The organism is Rhodococcus qingshengii JCM 15477, from assembly GCF_023221595.1.
GTDB classification, from domain to species: domain Bacteria; phylum Actinomycetota; class Actinomycetes; order Mycobacteriales; family Mycobacteriaceae; genus Rhodococcus_F; species Rhodococcus_F qingshengii.
The window spans coordinates 736,634-753,982 of sequence record NZ_CP096563.1 but is presented as its reverse complement, the minus strand read 5'-3'; the positions used below and the strand labels follow the sequence as shown (position 1 = coordinate 753,982).

The 17,349-nt window shown below is 63.5% G+C and carries 18 protein-coding genes and 1 pseudogene; 3 read left to right on the top strand and 16 right to left on the bottom strand.

What is annotated here, in order from left to right; all coding sequences use genetic code 11:
• Positions 1-11: 11 nt before the first annotated feature.
• Together M0639_RS03415 and M0639_RS03410 are read right to left on the bottom strand one after the other, a co-directional pair.
• Complete coding sequence (locus M0639_RS03415) at positions 12-515, bottom strand: anthrone oxygenase family protein (protein ID WP_064075121.1); 504 nt, start codon at positions 513-515, stop codon at positions 12-14.
• The gene (locus tag M0639_RS03410; RefSeq protein ID WP_042451954.1) at positions 512-1,345 is read right to left on the bottom strand and encodes an NAD(P)H-binding protein; all 834 of its coding nucleotides are present in this window, start codon (positions 1,343-1,345) and stop codon (positions 512-514) included. Before M0639_RS03410 ends, M0639_RS03415 begins: the two co-directional genes overlap by 4 nt.
• Positions 1,346-1,425: 80 nt before the next feature.
• On the opposite strand from M0639_RS03410, the pseudogene M0639_RS03405 reads away from it, so the two are divergent.
• Positions 1,426-2,384 (top strand): annotated as a pseudogene (locus M0639_RS03405) (AraC family transcriptional regulator).
• Positions 2,385-2,405: 21 nt separating this feature from the next.
• Here the strand turns inward: M0639_RS03405 and M0639_RS03400 are convergent.
• The 14 genes from M0639_RS03400 to M0639_RS03335 form a co-directional block, all read right to left on the bottom strand.
• Complete coding sequence (locus M0639_RS03400) at positions 2,406-2,828, bottom strand: rhodanese-like domain-containing protein (protein WP_064075120.1); 423 nt, start codon at positions 2,826-2,828, stop codon at positions 2,406-2,408.
• A complete protein-coding gene (locus M0639_RS03395) occupies positions 2,825-3,343 on the bottom strand; it encodes a cysteine dioxygenase (protein WP_058039264.1) in 519 nt (172 codons plus the stop codon). Before M0639_RS03395 ends, M0639_RS03400 begins: the two co-directional genes overlap by 4 nt.
• A 261-nt stretch (positions 3,344-3,604) precedes the next feature.
• On the bottom strand, positions 3,605-4,420 hold the full coding sequence (locus M0639_RS03390) for a type III pantothenate kinase (protein ID WP_007726991.1): 816 nt from the start codon (positions 4,418-4,420) through the stop codon (positions 3,605-3,607).
• Between the two features lie 3 nt (positions 4,421-4,423).
• Complete coding sequence (gene panD / locus M0639_RS03385; RefSeq protein WP_003945761.1) at positions 4,424-4,870, bottom strand: aspartate 1-decarboxylase; 447 nt, start codon at positions 4,868-4,870, stop codon at positions 4,424-4,426.
• 27 nt (positions 4,871-4,897) lie between these two features.
• On the bottom strand, positions 4,898-5,830 hold the full coding sequence (gene panC, locus M0639_RS03380) for a pantoate--beta-alanine ligase (protein WP_003945953.1): 933 nt from the start codon (positions 5,828-5,830) through the stop codon (positions 4,898-4,900).
• Positions 5,823-6,764, bottom strand: coding sequence for a Rossmann-like and DUF2520 domain-containing protein (locus M0639_RS03375; protein ID WP_003945822.1), 942 nt, complete (start codon positions 6,762-6,764; stop codon positions 5,823-5,825). Before M0639_RS03375 ends, panC begins: the two co-directional genes overlap by 8 nt.
• Positions 6,765-6,874: 110 nt before the next feature.
• Positions 6,875-7,996 (bottom strand): DUF6779 domain-containing protein, encoded by a 1,122-nt coding sequence (locus tag M0639_RS03370; protein WP_197486205.1) that lies wholly within the window; start codon positions 7,994-7,996, stop codon positions 6,875-6,877.
• A gap of 68 nt (positions 7,997-8,064) precedes the next feature.
• Complete coding sequence (locus M0639_RS03365) at positions 8,065-8,532, bottom strand: DUF3180 domain-containing protein (protein WP_153213529.1); 468 nt, start codon at positions 8,530-8,532, stop codon at positions 8,065-8,067.
• A gap of 17 nt (positions 8,533-8,549) precedes the next feature.
• The gene (gene folK / locus M0639_RS03360; RefSeq protein WP_064075118.1) at positions 8,550-9,053 is read right to left on the bottom strand and encodes a 2-amino-4-hydroxy-6-hydroxymethyldihydropteridine diphosphokinase; all 504 of its coding nucleotides are present in this window, start codon (positions 9,051-9,053) and stop codon (positions 8,550-8,552) included.
• Positions 9,050-9,415 carry a dihydroneopterin aldolase gene (gene folB, locus M0639_RS03355; protein WP_003945780.1) on the bottom strand — a complete coding sequence of 122 codons (366 nt, stop codon included), beginning with the start codon at positions 9,413-9,415 and terminating at the stop codon, positions 9,050-9,052. Before folB ends, folK begins: the two co-directional genes overlap by 4 nt.
• Position 9,416: 1 nt before the next feature.
• The gene (folP, locus tag M0639_RS03350; protein ID WP_020968349.1) at positions 9,417-10,277 is read right to left on the bottom strand and encodes a dihydropteroate synthase; all 861 of its coding nucleotides are present in this window, start codon (positions 10,275-10,277) and stop codon (positions 9,417-9,419) included.
• A 5-nt stretch (positions 10,278-10,282) separates the two neighbouring features.
• Entirely contained in the window at positions 10,283-10,900 is a 618-nt protein-coding gene (folE, locus tag M0639_RS03345; RefSeq protein WP_019746783.1) for a GTP cyclohydrolase I FolE, read from the bottom strand.
• A gap of 59 nt (positions 10,901-10,959) precedes the next feature.
• Positions 10,960-13,524, bottom strand: a complete 2,565-nt coding sequence (gene ftsH / locus M0639_RS03340; RefSeq protein WP_064075117.1) for an ATP-dependent zinc metalloprotease FtsH — start codon at positions 13,522-13,524, stop codon at positions 10,960-10,962.
• A 267-nt stretch (positions 13,525-13,791) separates the two neighbouring features.
• Positions 13,792-14,439: a FadR/GntR family transcriptional regulator gene (locus tag M0639_RS03335; protein WP_064075116.1), complete on the bottom strand. Its 648-nt coding sequence runs from the start codon at positions 14,437-14,439 to the stop codon at positions 13,792-13,794.
• A gap of 99 nt (positions 14,440-14,538) precedes the next feature.
• Here M0639_RS03335 and M0639_RS03330 point away from each other — a divergent pair, with 99 nt between their 5' ends.
• Together M0639_RS03330 and M0639_RS03325 are read left to right on the top strand one after the other, a co-directional pair.
• A complete protein-coding gene (locus M0639_RS03330; RefSeq protein WP_064075115.1) occupies positions 14,539-15,879 on the top strand; it encodes an SLC13 family permease in 1,341 nt (446 codons plus the stop codon).
• 28 nt (positions 15,880-15,907) lie between these two features.
• Positions 15,908-17,317 carry an acyl-CoA synthetase gene (locus M0639_RS03325; protein WP_064075114.1) on the top strand — a complete coding sequence of 470 codons (1,410 nt, stop codon included), beginning with the start codon at positions 15,908-15,910 and terminating at the stop codon, positions 17,315-17,317.
• Positions 17,318-17,349 lie beyond the last annotated feature (32 nt).

The window sequence follows — 17,349 nt, the reverse complement described above, 5'->3', positions numbered from 1 at the left end:
GGGGTACAAGACTACTGGGCCGTGTCCACCGCGTTTGTTGCTGGTAACACCGCGGCAACCGCGAGCACGATTCCCGACAGCAGGTACAGCCCGACCCGAACGTGATTCCACATAGTCCAACCCGCCTCGTACGACGCCCATGCGGCTGCGTCGGTAGCGCTGACCGAGGCAAAAGCGTCGTTGCGAGGGACGTGGTAGGACGCGGTCACCGCGAAGGACGCGAGCACCCCGACGCAACCGACGACAGCAAGGACCCAGCCGTCCGGTCTGGAGATCGATGCCCAGATTCCAGCGGCGATCGCGGTGAGCGCCGATCCGACCAGCGGCAGCATCAACGCACTACGCGGCGCTTCGACGTTGATCGCCTGCATCGACGTGATCGCGGTATGTGCATCGACCGACCGCAGAGCGGGCATCACGAAGGACGAGAAGGCAAACAACGCACCACCGGCGACGAGCGCGCCGAGCGCAGTCACCCCGAGCAGCAGCTCCAAGAAAATCTCGGATTCCTTCACGACCAGACCCCCGTTCGGGCAGCCTCGGCGGCAAAAGTGGTGAAATCTCGAGCGGGTCGTTCCAGGACCTCTTCGACGACGCCGGTCACACTTTGATTTCGTCCGTCGAGAACCTCGGCAAACAGGTACCTGAGTAACTCCACGACGTCACTCGGGACGCCGACCTCCGCCATGCCGTCGGAGAACTGTTTGAGTCCAATTCTTTCGAATGTCACGAGACGACCCGACGCCGTCGAAATCGCATCCACCGCCGCCGCGAAGGTGAGCAACTCCGGACCTGTCACCTCGAGAACTCGGCCGAGGAGGTCGGTTCGAGTCAATGCGGCCACCGCCACGTCGGCGAGATCGTCGACGTCGATGAACGGCTCCCCCACCTCACCGACCGGAAGTGCCAGGTGGCCTTCCCGAATCGGATCGAGTAGGTACCCCTCACTGAAGTTCTGGGCAAACCAACTGGCCCGCACCACAGCCCATTCCAGACCGCTGTCGGCGAGAACCTGCTCGGCTTTCTGCGCCGCCGGTTCACCGCGCCCGGACAAGAGCACCATGCGACGAACCCCTTCGCGGTACGCAAGCTCCGCGAACTCCTCGATGTGGGTGCTCGATTCCGGAACAGCCAGATCTGGCGCATACGTCACATATGCCACGTCGACGCCGGACACTGCTGGCTGCCACGTCGCCTGATCGTTCCAGTCGAAACGCGTCCCGGATGTTCTCGACGCGATTCGGGTACGGATTCCCACCGCCGTCAGCCTCTGCGCAACGCGCGCACCGGTCTTGCCGGTACCACCGATCACTACTGCCGATTGAATGTCGCTTGTTGTCGTCATGCACTCATTCGACCGCGGAGCATCAATACGATCCATAGCCGAAGATCGCAAAAACATACGCCAGCGTCTACCGTCGAAGCATGGATGCATTGTCGATGATGCTGGCCGGATCGCGGGCGGAGGGCGCTTTTCTACTGCGCTCGCTGCTCGATCCACCGTGGTCATTACGTATCGAGGACCACGCACCGATCACCGTGCTGGTTCTGGTTCGAGGCAGCGCGGTCGTCGTCTCCGACACCGGACAGACAGAAGATCTCGAGGCCGGCGACGTTGCACTCCTGCGCGGCCCCGATCCGTATACGGTCGCCGATCACCCGACACACCAGTCCACGTACTGATCGACGAAGCACAGAATTGCGCTGCGGTCGACGGATCACCACTCGAGGACATGTCAGTTCACGGCATTCGCACCTGGGGCAACTCGACCAGTGGTCAGACCGTCATGCTCACGGGCACATACCGTTTGGACTCCTATGTCAGCCGTCAGATCCTCGACAGCCTGACACCCGTCGCGGTAGTACGACGCAGCATCGAAACCGCGCCGATGACAAACCTTCTGGAACAACAGATCGCCGCCGACGGGCCCGGACAGGAAGTGTTGTTGGACAGGCTCCTGGACCTGGTCCTGATCTCAGCGGCCCGGACCTGGTTCGCCGAGAACCCGAATCGATCACCGCGATGGATCAAGGCCTACGAGGATCCCGTCATCGGGCATGCCTTGCGGCTCATACACAATCGGCCGGAACACCCCTGGACGGTCGCGAGCCTGGCCCAGGAGTCCGGCAGTTCACGAGCAGCCTTCGCGCGCCGGTTCACCAGCCTCATGGGGATCGGACCCGTCGGCTATCTGACCGAGTGGCGACTGTCCGTGGCGGCAGATCTGCTCGCAGACCCGGCACGAACGGTGTCGTCGATCGCGCGAGAAGTGGGCTACTCGAGCCCCTTTGCCCTCACAACCGCGTTCACCCGTCATCACGGAATGAGCCCGAAGATGTACCGCCAGACCCGCTGTGCGCCTTTATTAACCGCCCGCGGTTAATAAAGGCGCACAGCAAATACCTCAATGAGCCGAAACCGCCGCCAACTCGCGGGAGCAATGACGCACTCCGCTGAGCGCACCGAGCAGGCCGGCGGCCTTGATCGCCTGGTATCCACCCACGAGATCGGTGGCCTTGTGCAGACCCAACTGCTGCAACGACGCTGCGGCCAGGCTCGAGGTGTAACCCTCGGAGCAGACGATCACCCACTCGACGTCGTGGTCGGTGGCCAACGCGAGGTGCGCGCTGCTGGTGGGGTCGAGGCGCCATTCGAGCACGTTCCGCTCGATCGCGAGTGCACCGGGAAGAGTTCCCTCGATGGCGCGCTGCGCCTGCGGGCGAATGTCGACGAAGAGCGCGCCGCGGTGGAAGGCTTCGGTGAGCTGGAAGACGTACATACGATCGATCTGTGCGCGAGCGTCGTCGAGCATTTGGTCGATGGTCATTTGGTGCCCCCCTCGGGCAGGTCGGTCAGCTCGGTACGGGTGCGGCGAAGTGTCCGGTGATCCGTCACTTCGTAGAAGGACATTGCCGTCAGCGGCGGCGAGTAGGCGTGAACACTCAGAGTCGGTGCATCAGAGCTGATTTCGATCGGAGCACCGGGAGCATCCGTCGAACGCACGACATCGTGAACCCATCCGAGCGGGAACGAAGCCTGATCGCCGGCGTCGAGCTGGCGTTCCACCAGGGAGTCACCGGCCCAACGGAATTCGGTGAGCGAACCACTGAGGACGGTCAAGGCACCGAACGAGCCTGCGTGGTCGTGCAATTCGGTGTTGCGTTCGGGCACCCAACTGATGAGCCACACATCGACGTCGTCGTCCGCGTGCAAGCGGGTGGACCAACGGTCGAGCGTCGGGAAGGTGTCGGGGATGAGGTGATCGAAACGGCCGTCGAGCACGCCGTTTGCTCCCTCGTCGGTCAGACGCAGCAGATCGGCCGGGCGAAGGCGGGTAGGCAACGACGCACCACTCGGGCGACGTCCGGACGCCCCACGGTTAGCGCTACGACCTGCGGAAACAGCACGGTCAGCAGTAAGAGTCGGGGCCAAAACAGAGAGATCTGCAGAATATGTGGATAGCACGAGCTAGCTCCAAGGAATGTGAATTGGTCAAGGCAGCGGTCAGCCTCGACAACACTCCTGAGCACCCATGCAGCGATTCACGAGCACCATTGTGGCATAACTTTTGCAATCGCGAAACCGCTGGAACGAAACCATCGATCAGGCGACGGGTCGTCGACCGGATCCACGACGCGCCTGATTGCGCTCGAAGACCAACCTCAGCCCCTCGAGGGTGAGGTCCCGTTCGAGGTGATCGATGGTGTCGGACTCGGGAATGATCAGCGGTGCGCTGTCCCCGGTCGCGATCACGGAGACGTCGTCACCACCAAACTCCGGTAGTTCGTCGCGGACGCGGTTGACCAATCCGTCGACGAGGCCCGCAAAGCCGAATACCGCACCGGACTGCATGCATTCGACGGTATTCTTGCCGACCACCGAACGCGGGCGCACCAATTCGACCTTGCGCAGCGCAGCGGACTGCGACGCCAAGGCATCGGTCGAGATCTCGAGTCCGGGCGCGATGCAGCCGCCCAGAAACTCACCCTTGGCGGAAACGACGTCGACACAGGTCGACGTACCGAAGTCCACGACAATGCATGGCCCCTCGTAAAGATGGTGAGCGGCAAGGCTGTTGACGATCCGGTCGGCTCCCACCTCTTTGGGGTTGTCCACCAGCAGTGGCACACCGGTGCGAATACCCGGTTCGACCACCACATGGGGAACGTGACCCCAGTACCGCTCGAGCATCACACGGATTTCACGCAAGACGGACGGCACTGTCGACAGCGCCGCAACGCCGGTGATCTGATCGACATGAGAACCCAACAGCCCACGGAAGGTCAACGCCAATTCGTCGGCAGTCATCCGAGGATCGGTTCGCATTCGCCAGTCCTGCAACAGCTTCGAATACTCACCAGTCCCGGAGAACAGACCGAGAACGATGTTGGTGTTCCGGACGTCGACCGTGAGCAGCATGGATTACACCAGGCTGGATTCGCGCGAGGCCTCGAGCGTCGACAGCATGCGTGGGGTGATCAGACCCGAACCCTCCGGCGCGTGAGCCGGGTCGGAGCCGAGTTCGATCTGCTTGTTGTCGGCATCGACGAAGACTACGCGCGGGGAGTACTCCTTGACTTCCTGCTCGTTCATCACGCCGTAGGCGATGAGGATGACCAGGTCGCCTGGCTTGACCAGATGCGCTGCCGCACCGTTGATTCCGATGACACCAGTTCCGCGCTCGCCGGCAATGACGTACGTCTCGAGACGCGCACCGTTGTCGATGTCGACGATGCACACCTGTTCGCCTTCGAGGAGGTCTGCGGCGTCCATCAGATCCTGGTCGACGGTGACGGAGCCGACGTAATGCAGGTCGGCGTGAGTCACGGTGGCGCGGTGGATCTTCGACTTCATCATCGTGCGAAACATATCCAGGTCCTTACTCGTGAAAAGTGCTCAGTGAGACAGCAGGTCGTCGATGGCGTCGGCGGATGGGTCGGTGTCACGCTCGAGGAAGCCGGTTCCCACCGCGACACCGACGTTGTCGATCAAACGGGTGGTTCCGAGCTTGGCGGCCACCAACAGTCGACCGTCACCTCGCTCGGGCGCGGGGCCCAGATCGACGCCCCGAACCTCGAGGTAGTCGACCTCGATTTCCGGAACAGCTGCCAGAACAGCGCGTGCGGTTTCCAGGATTGCTTCCGCTCCCCCAGCCGCCGCGTGTGCACCGGCGATCAGAGCGGCGGACAGCGCGACCGCTGCCGCGCGCTGGTTCTCGTCGAGGTAGCGATTGCGAGAGGACAACGCGAGACCGTCGAACTCGCGAACCGTCGGAACTCCGATGATCTGTACATCGAAGTTGAGATCCCACACCATCTGACGGATGAGCGTCAGCTGCTGGTAGTCCTTCTCACCGAAGTACGCGTGATTGGGTGCCGCGATCTGCAGCAGCTTCGCCACTACCGTCAGCATTCCCGCGAAGTGAGTGGGGCGCGCTCCGCCTTCGAGTTCGCTACCCAACGGGCCCGGCACGATGGTGGTGCGCTGACCACGCGGGTACATCGTCTTGGCGCTCGGCGCGAACACCAATTCGACGCCCTCGGCGCGCAACAGGTCGAGATCCGCATCGAGAGTGCGCGGGTACGCGTCCAGGTCTTCACCGGCACCGAACTGGAGCGGGTTCACGAAGATGGAAACGATCACGACGGCGCCGGTGACCTTGGCCTGACGAACCAGTTCGATGTGGCCGGCATGCAGCGCACCCATCGTCGGAACGAGCGCCACCTGACGCCCGACACCTCGCAGTGCCCGCGAGACGCGCCGAAGCTTGTCCGGATCGTGGTGCACCGTCAGTTCGCCGCGCTTGTATCCGCCCTGCAGATCACTCACGACGGTCACCTCCCGTTTCAGTCAAGATGTCGAACAATTCGGTGGGGGCGCCCACCCGCTGGGCCGATCGCAAGGACATCGCCCGATAGCCGGCAGCGAGCTCCGGATCCAGGTCTGTCAGTACGCGCAAATGTGTGTCGACGGCAGCAGCGTCGCCGCGTGCCACCGGGCCGGTCAACGCCGAGGGACCGCGTCGTAGCGCGTTGTCCAAGGCCGCCGACAGCAGCGGCTGCAGGACTCGCTCGGCCACTCCACCCGGATCGCCGTCGACCAACTGCTGACCGAGCAGCTCGTCACCTTGCAACGACGCTCGCAGTGCCTCGACGGCGTCGACCACGAGCGTGACCAGGTGATTACTGCCGTGAGCCAGTGCGGCGTGGTAGAGCGCGCGGTTCTCCTCGCGCACTCGGACGGGCTCGCCGCCGATCTCGAGGACCAGTGACTGCGCGATCGCGTAACCGATGTCGTCGGCAGCGGTGATTCCGAAGCAGGCCGACGACAGCCGTGCGGTGTCCTCGTCGTGACCGGTGAACGTCATCGCCGGATGGATAGCCAGGGGCAGTGCGCCCAGTTCGGTGAGTGGAGTCAGGATCGCGATCCCGTTGGCACCGGACGTATGGGCGACGAGCGTGCCGGGCTTGACGGCATGGGTGGCCGCCAGACCTCGAACAAGATCCGCAAGTTGATCGTCAGGAACGGCGAGAATCAGCAACTCGGAACGAGCTGCGACGTCGGCAGCCGGAAGAATTTCGGTATCGGGAAGCCGCTTCACAGCGCGGGCAACCGAGGCGCTGGAAACGGCGGAGCAAGCGCTGACAACATGACCGGCTCGCTCCAATGCGGCACCGACAGCTGTTCCGACCCGGCCTGCGGAGACAATTCCTACCGTCAATCGCGCAGGTGCAGGTCCATTAGTGATCCCGAAGGAAGTCACCGGATTCCTCTCGTTCGTTCCAGTCCCGCTCGGCGGGTACCAGACGTTCTGCGTCCGAGGATATCCTTCGCCCGAACCGTCATGCCATGGCCGGGCGAGTGATCTGCGACTCAGTCCTCTCGGCGACGGCGTCGACCGGAGCCTTCGGACGGGTTGTTCGAACTCAGATTCGCCATGATTTCGGCGACGGTCAATCCGTTGGAATGAGCACCACTGGCGGCATCTTCCGGAGCAGCACGGCGACGACGTCGCGGCTCCGCGTCAGGCTCCGCAGCGGATTCGGGTTCAGCTTCCGCGACAGCTTCGGGAACAACCGCGCGAACAACCTCGGGCACCTCTTCGACGACAGCGTCTTCGATGACGGCATCTTCGATGTTCGGGGCCTGGGCGGGAGCCTTGACTTCGGGCTCGACCGGCGCGACCGGCTCCGAATCCTTCTTCACCGGAACGTCTTTCACCGTTCGTGTCGGCGAGGAACTCACCGGAGAACTCGGTACTTGGTTCCCGCTCTGGGGCTTCTGCGTCTCTTGTGGCTTCTGCGTCTCTCGAGACTTCTGGGTCGGGATGACGCGCGGCGCCACGAAGCTGCTGTCACGCCACGACGTCTCCGCGAACACGACGGTTGTCTCAGCAGTCACCGGATCGTCGTTGGGCGAAGCCAAGCCGCCGACGTTCGGTGCCGGTTGGCTGGGCCCGCTCTGGCCGGCGCCGGGAACGTACAACCCCGACGGTGCCGGCTGGTACGCGCCGTACGAACTACCGCCAAGTTCCGGCACTCGCGTCGAATCGGTCTTGAGCGCGGTCTGTTCGGGCAGCAGCCCACCTTCGAACAGTGCTTCGAGGTTTCGGCGCAGCGCCACCAATTCGGCGCGCAACCCGGCCAGCTCCTCCGCGTCCGCGGTCACCTCACGTCGCACGCGACCTTCGACGCTCAGTTCGTACTCGCGTCGAGCAGAAATTTCACGTTCGAGCTGCAGTTCGTACACGGTCTGCAGATCGGCAACCTTGGCTTTGTCCAGTGCCGACTCACGCCGATACTTGGTCATGGCGATAGCGCCGAGGGTGGCTGCCCACAGAGCGACGACCAGACCCACCCGAAGAAGCTGAACGCTGTTACTGAAAATCAGAAACAGCGAAGCAATGACAGCAAGTGCCAGAAGAGCAGCAATGATCATCTGGCTCGCGCTGCGCTTGCTTCGGCGCGCAGACTTCGATCGACCAGAATTTGTCATGGTTGCCAGGGTACTTGCCGAGACCGGGGTCGCCACGTACCTCGGTGGGTGATTTGCCGACCAGGCTGTCAGTGCGCAGGCTCGTCAGGTGTATCTTCCGGCGTCTTGCAACAATGTTCGAGCCACAGAGCTGCCGCTACCAGCGCAATTGCGGCGCCCAACCCCACCCACGCGCCCGGCGTGTCGGAGGCTGCAGCCTGCAGAACCGAGCGCTGTGGGATGAGATACACCAGCACTCCGACCCAGACACCGACGGTAGCTGAACCGACCAAAGCGGATGCTTTGGCCAATGCCAGCGCTCGGGCGGCGGTGATCGGATGAAGCTGTCTGAGCCCGTCGCCGACCTGCCGGTTTTTGACGCGTGAACGAATGACAAAAGCGAAGACGGCCTCGGCAACGGCCACGAAGTACAGCGACGCTCCCGCATAAACAGGGATGGGCGGCATCGAACCGTAGAACACGCGAATCAGAATCCAGGTGGCCACGGCCGCCACTGCGGCGAGTACCGCGAGTTCACTGATCCGGGTCGGCTTCAAACCCTTGTCGTTTTCGGTCACCGCGCAAGCACCACATCGGTAGTGCGGACACCTTCGCGCTCAGTGCGATCGAGGCCGTCGAGAATTTGTGCCACCGGCAACTCCTGGCCGTCGACGATCAGCGTCGCGTCAGGCTCGACGTCCAGCCAGGGAACGAGAACGAATGCCCGAAGATGCGCGCGCGGATGCGGAAGTGTGAGCACGGGATCGGAACTGACGACGCCTTCGCAGTCGACTACGTCCACGTCCAGGCTCCGTGGCCCCCACCGCTGTTCGCGCACCCGGTCTGCGGCTTCCTCTAGAGCTTGCGAGCGGCGAAGCCATTCAGCGGCATCGGCTTCGGGATCGTCGACCACCACCACCGCGTTGTAGAAATCCTGCTGCTCGACGCCACCCCACGGCGCGGTCGAGTAGACCGGTGAGACAGCAACGACGGCGCTGCCCAACCCGTCGACAACGGACTGTAGGTGAGCCACACTGTCGCCGATGTTGGAACCGATCGACAGAACAGCGCGCGTCATGCCGATCTGGTCCGATGTGCGACGACGGCGACGTCCGCAAAAACCAGCGGAATCGGTGCCGACGGTTTGTGGACAACAACCTCGACGCTCTCGACTCGCGAATCTTTCATGACGTCGTCGGCGATCTCCGCGGCGACGGTCTCGATGAGATCGCGCGACGGGCCGGCGACGATCGCTGCGGCGGCTTCCGCCAACTCGCCGTAGTGGAGGGTCTGCGTCAGGTCGTCCGACGCCGCGGCGGGAGCCAAGTCCATCCATACGGTGATGTCGATGAAGAAGTCCTGACCGTCACGCTTCTCGTGGTCGAACACTCCGTGATTGCCGCGAACCTTCAGTCCGCGCAATTCGATTCGGTCCCCCATGTCAGGCCCTTTCTCGTCCACGGTTCCAGGCGTCGACCACGGCAATGGCGTCGAGCGAAGCTTGTGCGTCGTGCACCCGAACTCCCCAGGCGCCTTCGCGCGCTGCAAGGGCGGAGACCACGGCCGTCGCAGTCTCGCGGCCACCAGGTGGACGCGGATTGCCGTCGGGATCGCTGAGCAGAGACCCGAGGAACCGCTTTCGGGAAGCGCCGACCAGTACCGGGAATCCGGTCGCGTTGAACTCGGGTAGTGCGCGCAACAGTGCCCAGTTGTGGTCAGCGTTCTTAGCGAACCCGAGGCCGGGGTCGAGGATGATCGACGACGAATCGACCCCTGCCTTCAACGCCAGATCGACCTGCGACAGCAGTTCGTCACGGACATCGCGGACCACGTCGTCGTAGTGATCGGCGCTGCCACGATGGACGTAGTCGCCGGCCGAGCGCCAATGCATGAGGATCCAGGGCACTCCGGCGTCGGCCACAACGGAGGCCATGTCGGGGTCTGCGCGACCACCCGATACGTCGTTGACGATGCCTGCGCCCGCTTCGATCGCGGCGGCGGCAACGGAAGCACGCATCGTGTCGACGCTGACGCGAATTCCGGCTGCCACCAGTTCTTCGATCACCGGGGCAATTCGGTCCGCCTCGAGTTTCGGATCCACGCGGGTGGCTCCGGGACGCGTCGACTCGCCGCCGACGTCAACGATGTCGACGCCGATGCGTTGCAGTTCGAGTCCGCGAGCGATCGCCGCGTCACGATCGAGAAATTGACCACCGTCGGAAAACGAATCGGCGGTGACGTTCAGAATCCCCATCACGACCATCCGGGCCGGATCGCTGCCTGCAACGGGAGCCGCGGACATCTTGCTCACTTACGCAGGATGAGGTCCAGCGCTTCGGACCGCGAGGCCGCGCTGGATTGCAGGAGCCCACGAACCGCAGACGTGGTCGTGCTGGCTCCGGGCTTGCGGATACCGCGCATCGCCATGCACAGATGCTCGGCTTCGATGACGACGATGGCTCCGCGCGGGTCGAGCTTGCGCATCAAAGCATCCGCGATCTGACTGGTCAGGCGTTCTTGAACCTGCGGACGCTTGGCGTACAGGTCGACGACGCGCGCGAGCTTCGACAAACCGGTGACCTTGCCCGACTTTCCCGGGATGTAGCCAACGTGAGCAACACCGTGGAAGGACACCAGGTGGTGCTCGCACGTCGAGAACATCGGAATGTCTCGCACGAGCACCAACTCCTGGTGACCCTCGTCGAAAGTTGTGTTCAACGCGTCGTCAGGTTCGGAGTACAGACCCGCGAAGATCTCCTTGTACGAGCGCGCAACCCGGGCCGGCGTATCGAGCAGGCCTGGGCGCTCCGGATCTTCACCGACCGCGATCAACAATTCCCGTACGGCAGCCTCTGCCCGCGCCTGATCGAACGGGCGGCCCGTTCCGAGCGACACCAGTTCACTGGCCACATCATTCACCGACAACCGAACTCTCCTCGAGAATTGTTCACAGGTCCCCCGCCGCAGAGCCTAGTGGCGCAAGGTCAGCGAGATCCGTCCGGTCCGTCCCAGCGAACGGTGCTCGGTCCCTCGTCCTCAGCCGAATGGTGCGGCGGAGGAGTTTGCGGCTGTTCCGGTGCGGGGCTCTGCCACTGGTTTTCGCCGGTCGGGTTTCCCCGGTTCGGATCGGCGAAGGGTCCACTGTCCGGGTACTGCACCGGGTAATCGGGCTGCGCGGGGTAACGGCGGCCGGGATGCGGCTGCTCCGGGTACGCCTGCTGCCCCGGGTGCGGTTGACCGTACTGCCCCTGATCGGGCTGGGGCTGACCGTGTTGGGGCTGACCGTACTGGCCCTGCGACTGGTTCGGCGGGGTCGGATTCTGTCCACCGGTGTACCCACCCGACTGCTGTCCGGGGTACGTCGGCGACGGGTTCTCACGCGGAGGCCAACCCGGTGCCGACCATCCGGCGGGCGCTCCGTAGTCGGGTGTTCCCGGTTGCGGAGTCTGCTGCGGAGCACTCGGCTGCGGGTACGAAGGCTGTGCGTAGCCGTTCGAAGGTCCCTGGTTGCCGTTGTTGGGGAGACCACCGTTGTTGGGGAGACCACCGTTGGGTGCACCGCTGTTGGGTGCACCTGCCTTGACGAGAACAGGTGCGGCAGCGGGCTCCGGCCAGGTTTCGCCGCGCTCGATCGCGAGTTCGCGAGGAGTCTTCACCGGCGGACGATCCGAAGGCGTGCGCCCACCGAAATCGTTGAAAGCCGTGATGCGCGGACGCTTTTCGACGCCGGCAAGGATCTTCTCGAGGTCCTTGCGAGTCAACGTCTCACGCTCGAGCAGTTCGGTAGCGATGAGGTCGAGCGCATCGCGGTACTCGTTGAGGATTGCCCACGCTTCGGTGTGCGCTGCCTCGATGAGGTTGCGCACCTCTTCGTCGATTTCACGGGCGATCTCGTGTGAGTAGTCGGACTGAACGCCCATCGAACGGCCGAGGAACGGATCCCCGCCCTCCTGTCCGTAGCGAACCGCGCCGAGCTTGGCACTCATGCCGTATTCGGTGACCATCGCGCGGGCGATCTTGGTCGCCATGTCGATATCGGACGACGCTCCGGTGGTGGGCTCGTGGAACACCAACTCCTCGGCGGCGCGTCCACCCATTGCCATGACGAGACGAGCGATCATCTCCGAACGCGTCATCAAACCCTTGTCGTCCTCGGGCACGGTCATCGCGTGACCACCCGTGCGACCGCGAGCGAGGATCGTGACCTTGTAGACCGGCTCGATGTCAGGCATTGCCCAAGCAGCCAGCGTGTGACCGCCCTCGTGGTACGCCGTGATCTTCTTCTCGTGCTCGCTGATGATGCGACTCTTACGCCGCGGTCCACCGACAACACGATCCACCGATTCCTCGAGCGAGGCTTCGGTGATGACGGTTCCGTTTTCGCGTGCGGTGAGCAGCGCAGCCTCGTTGATGACGTTGGCGAGATCAGCACCCGACATTCCGACGGTCCGCTTGGCGAGACCTTCGAGGTCGGCGTTGGGATCGATCGGCTTGCCCTGCGAGTGCACGCGCAGGATCGCGCGGCGACCGGCGAGGTCGGGGGCGCCGACCGGAATCTGGCGATCGAAGCGTCCCGGACGCAGCAGTGCGGGGTCGAGGATGTCGGGGCGGTTGGTTGCGGCGATCAAGATGATGCCGGTGCGATCACCGAAGCCGTCCATCTCGACGAGCAACTGGTTGAGTGTCTGCTCGCGCTCGTCGTGTCCGCCGCCCAGTCCTGCGCCGCGCTGACGACCGACGGCGTCGATCTCGTCGACGAAGATGATGCAGGGGCTGTTCTGCTTGGCCTGCTCGAACATGTCGCGAACACGCGAAGCACCGACACCGACGAACATCTCGACGAAGTCAGAACCGGAGATGGTGAAGAACGGGACGCCGGCTTCGCCTGCGACAGCGCGTGCGAGCAGTGTCTTACCGGTTCCGGGAGGGCCGTACAGCAGGACACCGCGCGGAATCTTGGCGCCGAGCGCCTGGTAGCGGGCCGGGTTCTGCAGGAAGTCCTTGATCTCGTACAGCTCTTCGACAGCCTCGTCCGCGCCGGCGACGTCGGCGAACGTGGTTTTCGGCATGTCCTTGGTGAGCTGCTTGGCCTTCGACTTACCGAATCCCATGACTCCGCCGCGACCACCGCCGCCCTGCATCCGGTTCATGACGAAGAAGAAGATGCCGAACAGAATGATCATCGGCAGCACGAACAGAAGGATCGACGTCAGCCAGCTCTCCTGAGTGACCGTCGTGTTGAACTTGTCCGCACCGGCGCCTTCGACCTTGTCGAAGATCTGCTCCGACGCACTCGCGGGGTACTTCGCCAGGATCTGCGTCTTACCGTCGGTGGCGTCGTTGCCGTTCTTGAGCCACAGACGCACCTGCTGCTCACGGTCGTCGATCTGCGCCGACTCAACGTTCTTGGCGTCGAGTTGGGAGATCGCGACCGAGGTGTCGACGGTCTTGAAGTCGCGGGTGTCGTTGCTGAAGTAGCTGAAGGCATAGATCACCAACAGCACGACGGCTACGAGTAGCACGTTACGGAACACAGTCTTACGGTTCATACAGGTCGGCCGATGTGGCCGGTCCTTTCGAGAGTGCGGGTCTGCCAGGTCGCCTTCCGGCTGCCAACCGGACACCTGCAGGTTACCGCGATCGGCCCCATCGATGCCCGCCAGCGGCCGTGCCGCTTGGTTGGAACGGTCGTCACTGTGTTCAACGTGCGCATTACCGATCAGGTTCCCGGGCTACGTCGCAGCACAGTTTCCTGTGAGCGAACATGCTCATAGTGGTTATCGTGCGCTTTTCCGACGCTTGTCCGTCGTTATTCGTCAGGCCGTGTCGGAGAGGATTCCCGCAACAGCGTCAGCGGCGCCCGATTGGTCACCGTCGATGATCCGGTGGGCGAGCTGATCGAGTCGCGCAGACAGTCGCGCCGAGGATTCGGGCGCGTCTGCCTGCTGGGCGATGGTCTCGTCGAGGTCAGCCAATAAGCCGCCACCGGCCAGGTGCCTGACGCAGCGCCATGTCTCGGCGAAGTTTCTCGCGGTCCCGTCGTCGGTCAACATCGCGACCCGAAGCGCAGCGTTGGGATTCGACGCCGCCGCCCGAGCCAGGCCGGCCATGATCGCTTCCCTGGCGGCAGTCAGTTCGTCGACGGTTCGGTCCTGTAGCCGCACTCCCGAGTCCGCAGAGCGGCCCGCGTCGGGCGTCGGAGCTTCACGAATCACTGCACCGTTACCGTGCTGGATTTCGACTCGGCCTCGGATTTCGAGGGCAACGAGCGCTTGAGCCAGCGACGCGCGACTCACGCCGAGTTCGGCAGCCAGGCTGCGTTCGGGAGGAAGCCGATCACCGGGCGAAAGACCTTGAGCCTCGATGAAATTCGAAATGTGCTCGGCCAACTGCTCGTACAGGCGCGGACGCTTCAATCGTCCGGGCAGGCCCGAGCGCGAGCCGGGCGATGACGTCGAATTCATGCCTCGGAGTGTACTTGACAAATGGAGCAGTGGCAGAGAGGCTAGGCCAATTCCAAGTGATGCAGACCACAAGCTGGTCGCGAACGGATTGAGAGTTCGATGGCAAATGTCATAGCCCTGTCAGTACTTGTCCTGGTGTTCGTCATATCCACCGCGAGGTCGGTGAACATGGGTGCGCTCGCCCTGGTGGCTGCCTTCGTCGTCGGAACACTGGTCTTCACCGTCGATACCAGCGAGATCCTCGACGGCTTCCCGGCCAGCCTCTTCGTCATCCTGGTCGGCGTCACCTACCTGTTCGCGCTGGCCAGAAACAACGGCACGGTCGACTGGATCATTCACGCGGCAGTCCGCGCGGTCAGAGGACGAGTGGCCCTCGTGCCGTGGGCGATGTTCGCGGTGTGCGCAGCCGTGACCGCCATGGGCGCGGTCAGTCCCGCTGCCGTCGCCATCATCGCGCCGGTGGCAATGGGCTTCGCCACCCGCTACCGGATCCACCCCATGCTGATGGGCTTCATGGTCGTCCAGGGCGCAACGGCGGGCAGCTTCTCCCCTATCGGGATCTTCGGCGTGATCACCAACGACGTCATGCGTCAGAACGGCCTCCCGTCGAGCCCGGCCTTGCTGTTCGTCTCGACCTTCGCGGCCGCGGCCGTTGTTGCTGCCATCGCGTACGTCTCGTTCGGCGGACGCGCGTTGATTGCGCGCGGCGCCTCCGAACGCGTGCTCGTCAACGCAGTCGGCAATGCGTCTGGCGGGAGCGACACCATCACCGGTTCGGGTTCCGGCGACAGCTCGAAGGGTGGCGGCAAGTCCTCGGGTGGGACCGCTCCGCACGAGGGAGCACTCAACCTCGAGCGCCGACTCACCTTGCTCGGACTGGCGTCGCTTGCACTCGGCGCCTTGGTGTTCGACCTCGACGTCGGATTCACCGCACTGACCGTCGCGGTACTTCTCACCCTGATCTTCCCTGCCTCCGCCCGCGGCGCCGTCGACAAGATCAGCTGGGGCACCGTGCTCCTCATCGGCGGAATCGTCACGTACGTCGCTCTTCTGCAGAACCAGAACACCGTCCAGTGGCTCGGGGATTCGGTTGCACACGTGGGGATTCCACTTCTCGCGGCGTTCTTGATCTGTCTGATCGGCGCGATCGTGTCGGCGTTTGCATCCACCACGGGAATCCTCGGCGCACTCATCCCTTTGGCAATTCCATTCCTCATGACCGGTCAGGTCAATGCAACCGGTCTGGTCATCGCGCTGGCAATCTCCTCGTCTCTGGTCGATTGCAGTCCGTTCTCGACCAACGGCGCGCTGGTGGTCGCGAACGCCGCTCCGGAAGAACGCGACGTGGTGTTCGGGCTGACGATGCGGTGGGGCATGACCATCATGGTGGTGACGCCGATTCTCGCCTGGCTGCTGTTCGTTGTTCCCTGGTCCGTCTGAATCTTCGCTCAAAGAAAGGGAACTCGCGATGAACAGCGAATCCACACTTCTGCGCTCCCTCGACCCCCGCATCTTCGACGATCACGGAGCGGCGGTCAGTTTCGGCGAAGGCGCAACCCTCTCTCGCGCCGACTTGTTTGCCGCCGCCACCGCGGTCGCCGATCGAATCCATGGTGCACAGCGAGTGGCAGTACAAGCCGCCGCCGGCCTCGAGACAGTGGTCGCCGTCGCCGGCGCACTGATCGCCGGTGTTGCCGTGGTCCCGATCCCGCCCGACTCCGGCCCGCTCGAACGTCAGCACATCATCGCCGATTCCAAGGCCGAACTGATACTCGGAGAAGGGCCGACGGATTCGAGTATCCCGTTGATTCCCATCGATATTCACGCGCGATCCGCGACGTCCTATCCCGAACCGAGTGCGGCAGCTACTGCACTGATCATGTACACCTCGGGAACCACCGGAGCTCCGAAAGGCGTTGTCCTCTCGCGAGCATCGATCGCAGCGGATCTCGACGCGCTCGCTCATGTGTGGAATTGGACGCCAGAGGACACACTCGTCCACGGACTGCCCCTCTTCCACGTCCACGGGTTGATTCTCGGCGTGTTGGGCGCCTTGCGCGTGGGTTCGCCGCTGATTCATACCGTCAGACCAACTCCGGATTCGTATGCCGCAGCGGGTGGCTCGTTGTACTTCGGTGTTCCGACCGTCTGGTCACGCGTGTGCGGTGATCCCTCGGCGGCAGCAGCATTGCGATCCGCGCGCTTGCTCGTGTCCGGAAGTGCACCACTTCCGGTTCCATTGTTCGAGCGGATGAAATCGCTGACCGGGTTGGCTCCCGTCGAGCGCTACGGAATGAGTGAAACCCTCATCACCGTCAGCACGACGCACGACGGCGAACGTCGCCCGGGTTGGGTCGGGCACGCCGTTCCGGGAGTCAGGACGAGGTTGCGCGGCGAGAACGGCGAACTGTCGGCGCACGACGGAGAGCAGCTTGGGCAACTGGAAGTTGCGGGCGCCGTTCTCTTCGACGAGTACCTCGGGAACCCCTCGAAGACAGCGGAATCCATGACCGAAGACGGCTGGTTCCGCACCGGCGACATCGCGGTGATCGACGACAGCGGATTCCACCGCATCGTAGGTCGCGAGTCGGTCGACATGATCAAGTCCGGTGGATACCGCATCGGTGCAGGCGAGGTGGAACAGGCACTTCTGGCATACCCCGGCGTTCGCGAGGCCGCCGTCGTCGGTATGCCGGACGACGATCTCGGCCAGCGCATAGTCGCCTTCATCGTCGGGGACGTAGCCGACTGCGCTGTGGTTTCGGACTTCGTCGCCGAATCACTGTCGATCCACAAGCGCCCACGCCAGGTTTGTCTGGTGGACAGCTTGCCCCGCAACGCTATGGGCAAAGTCCAGAAGAAGCTGCTGACGCCCTGAAGGTGTGCTTGTTTCACTCGAAGCGTGCTCGC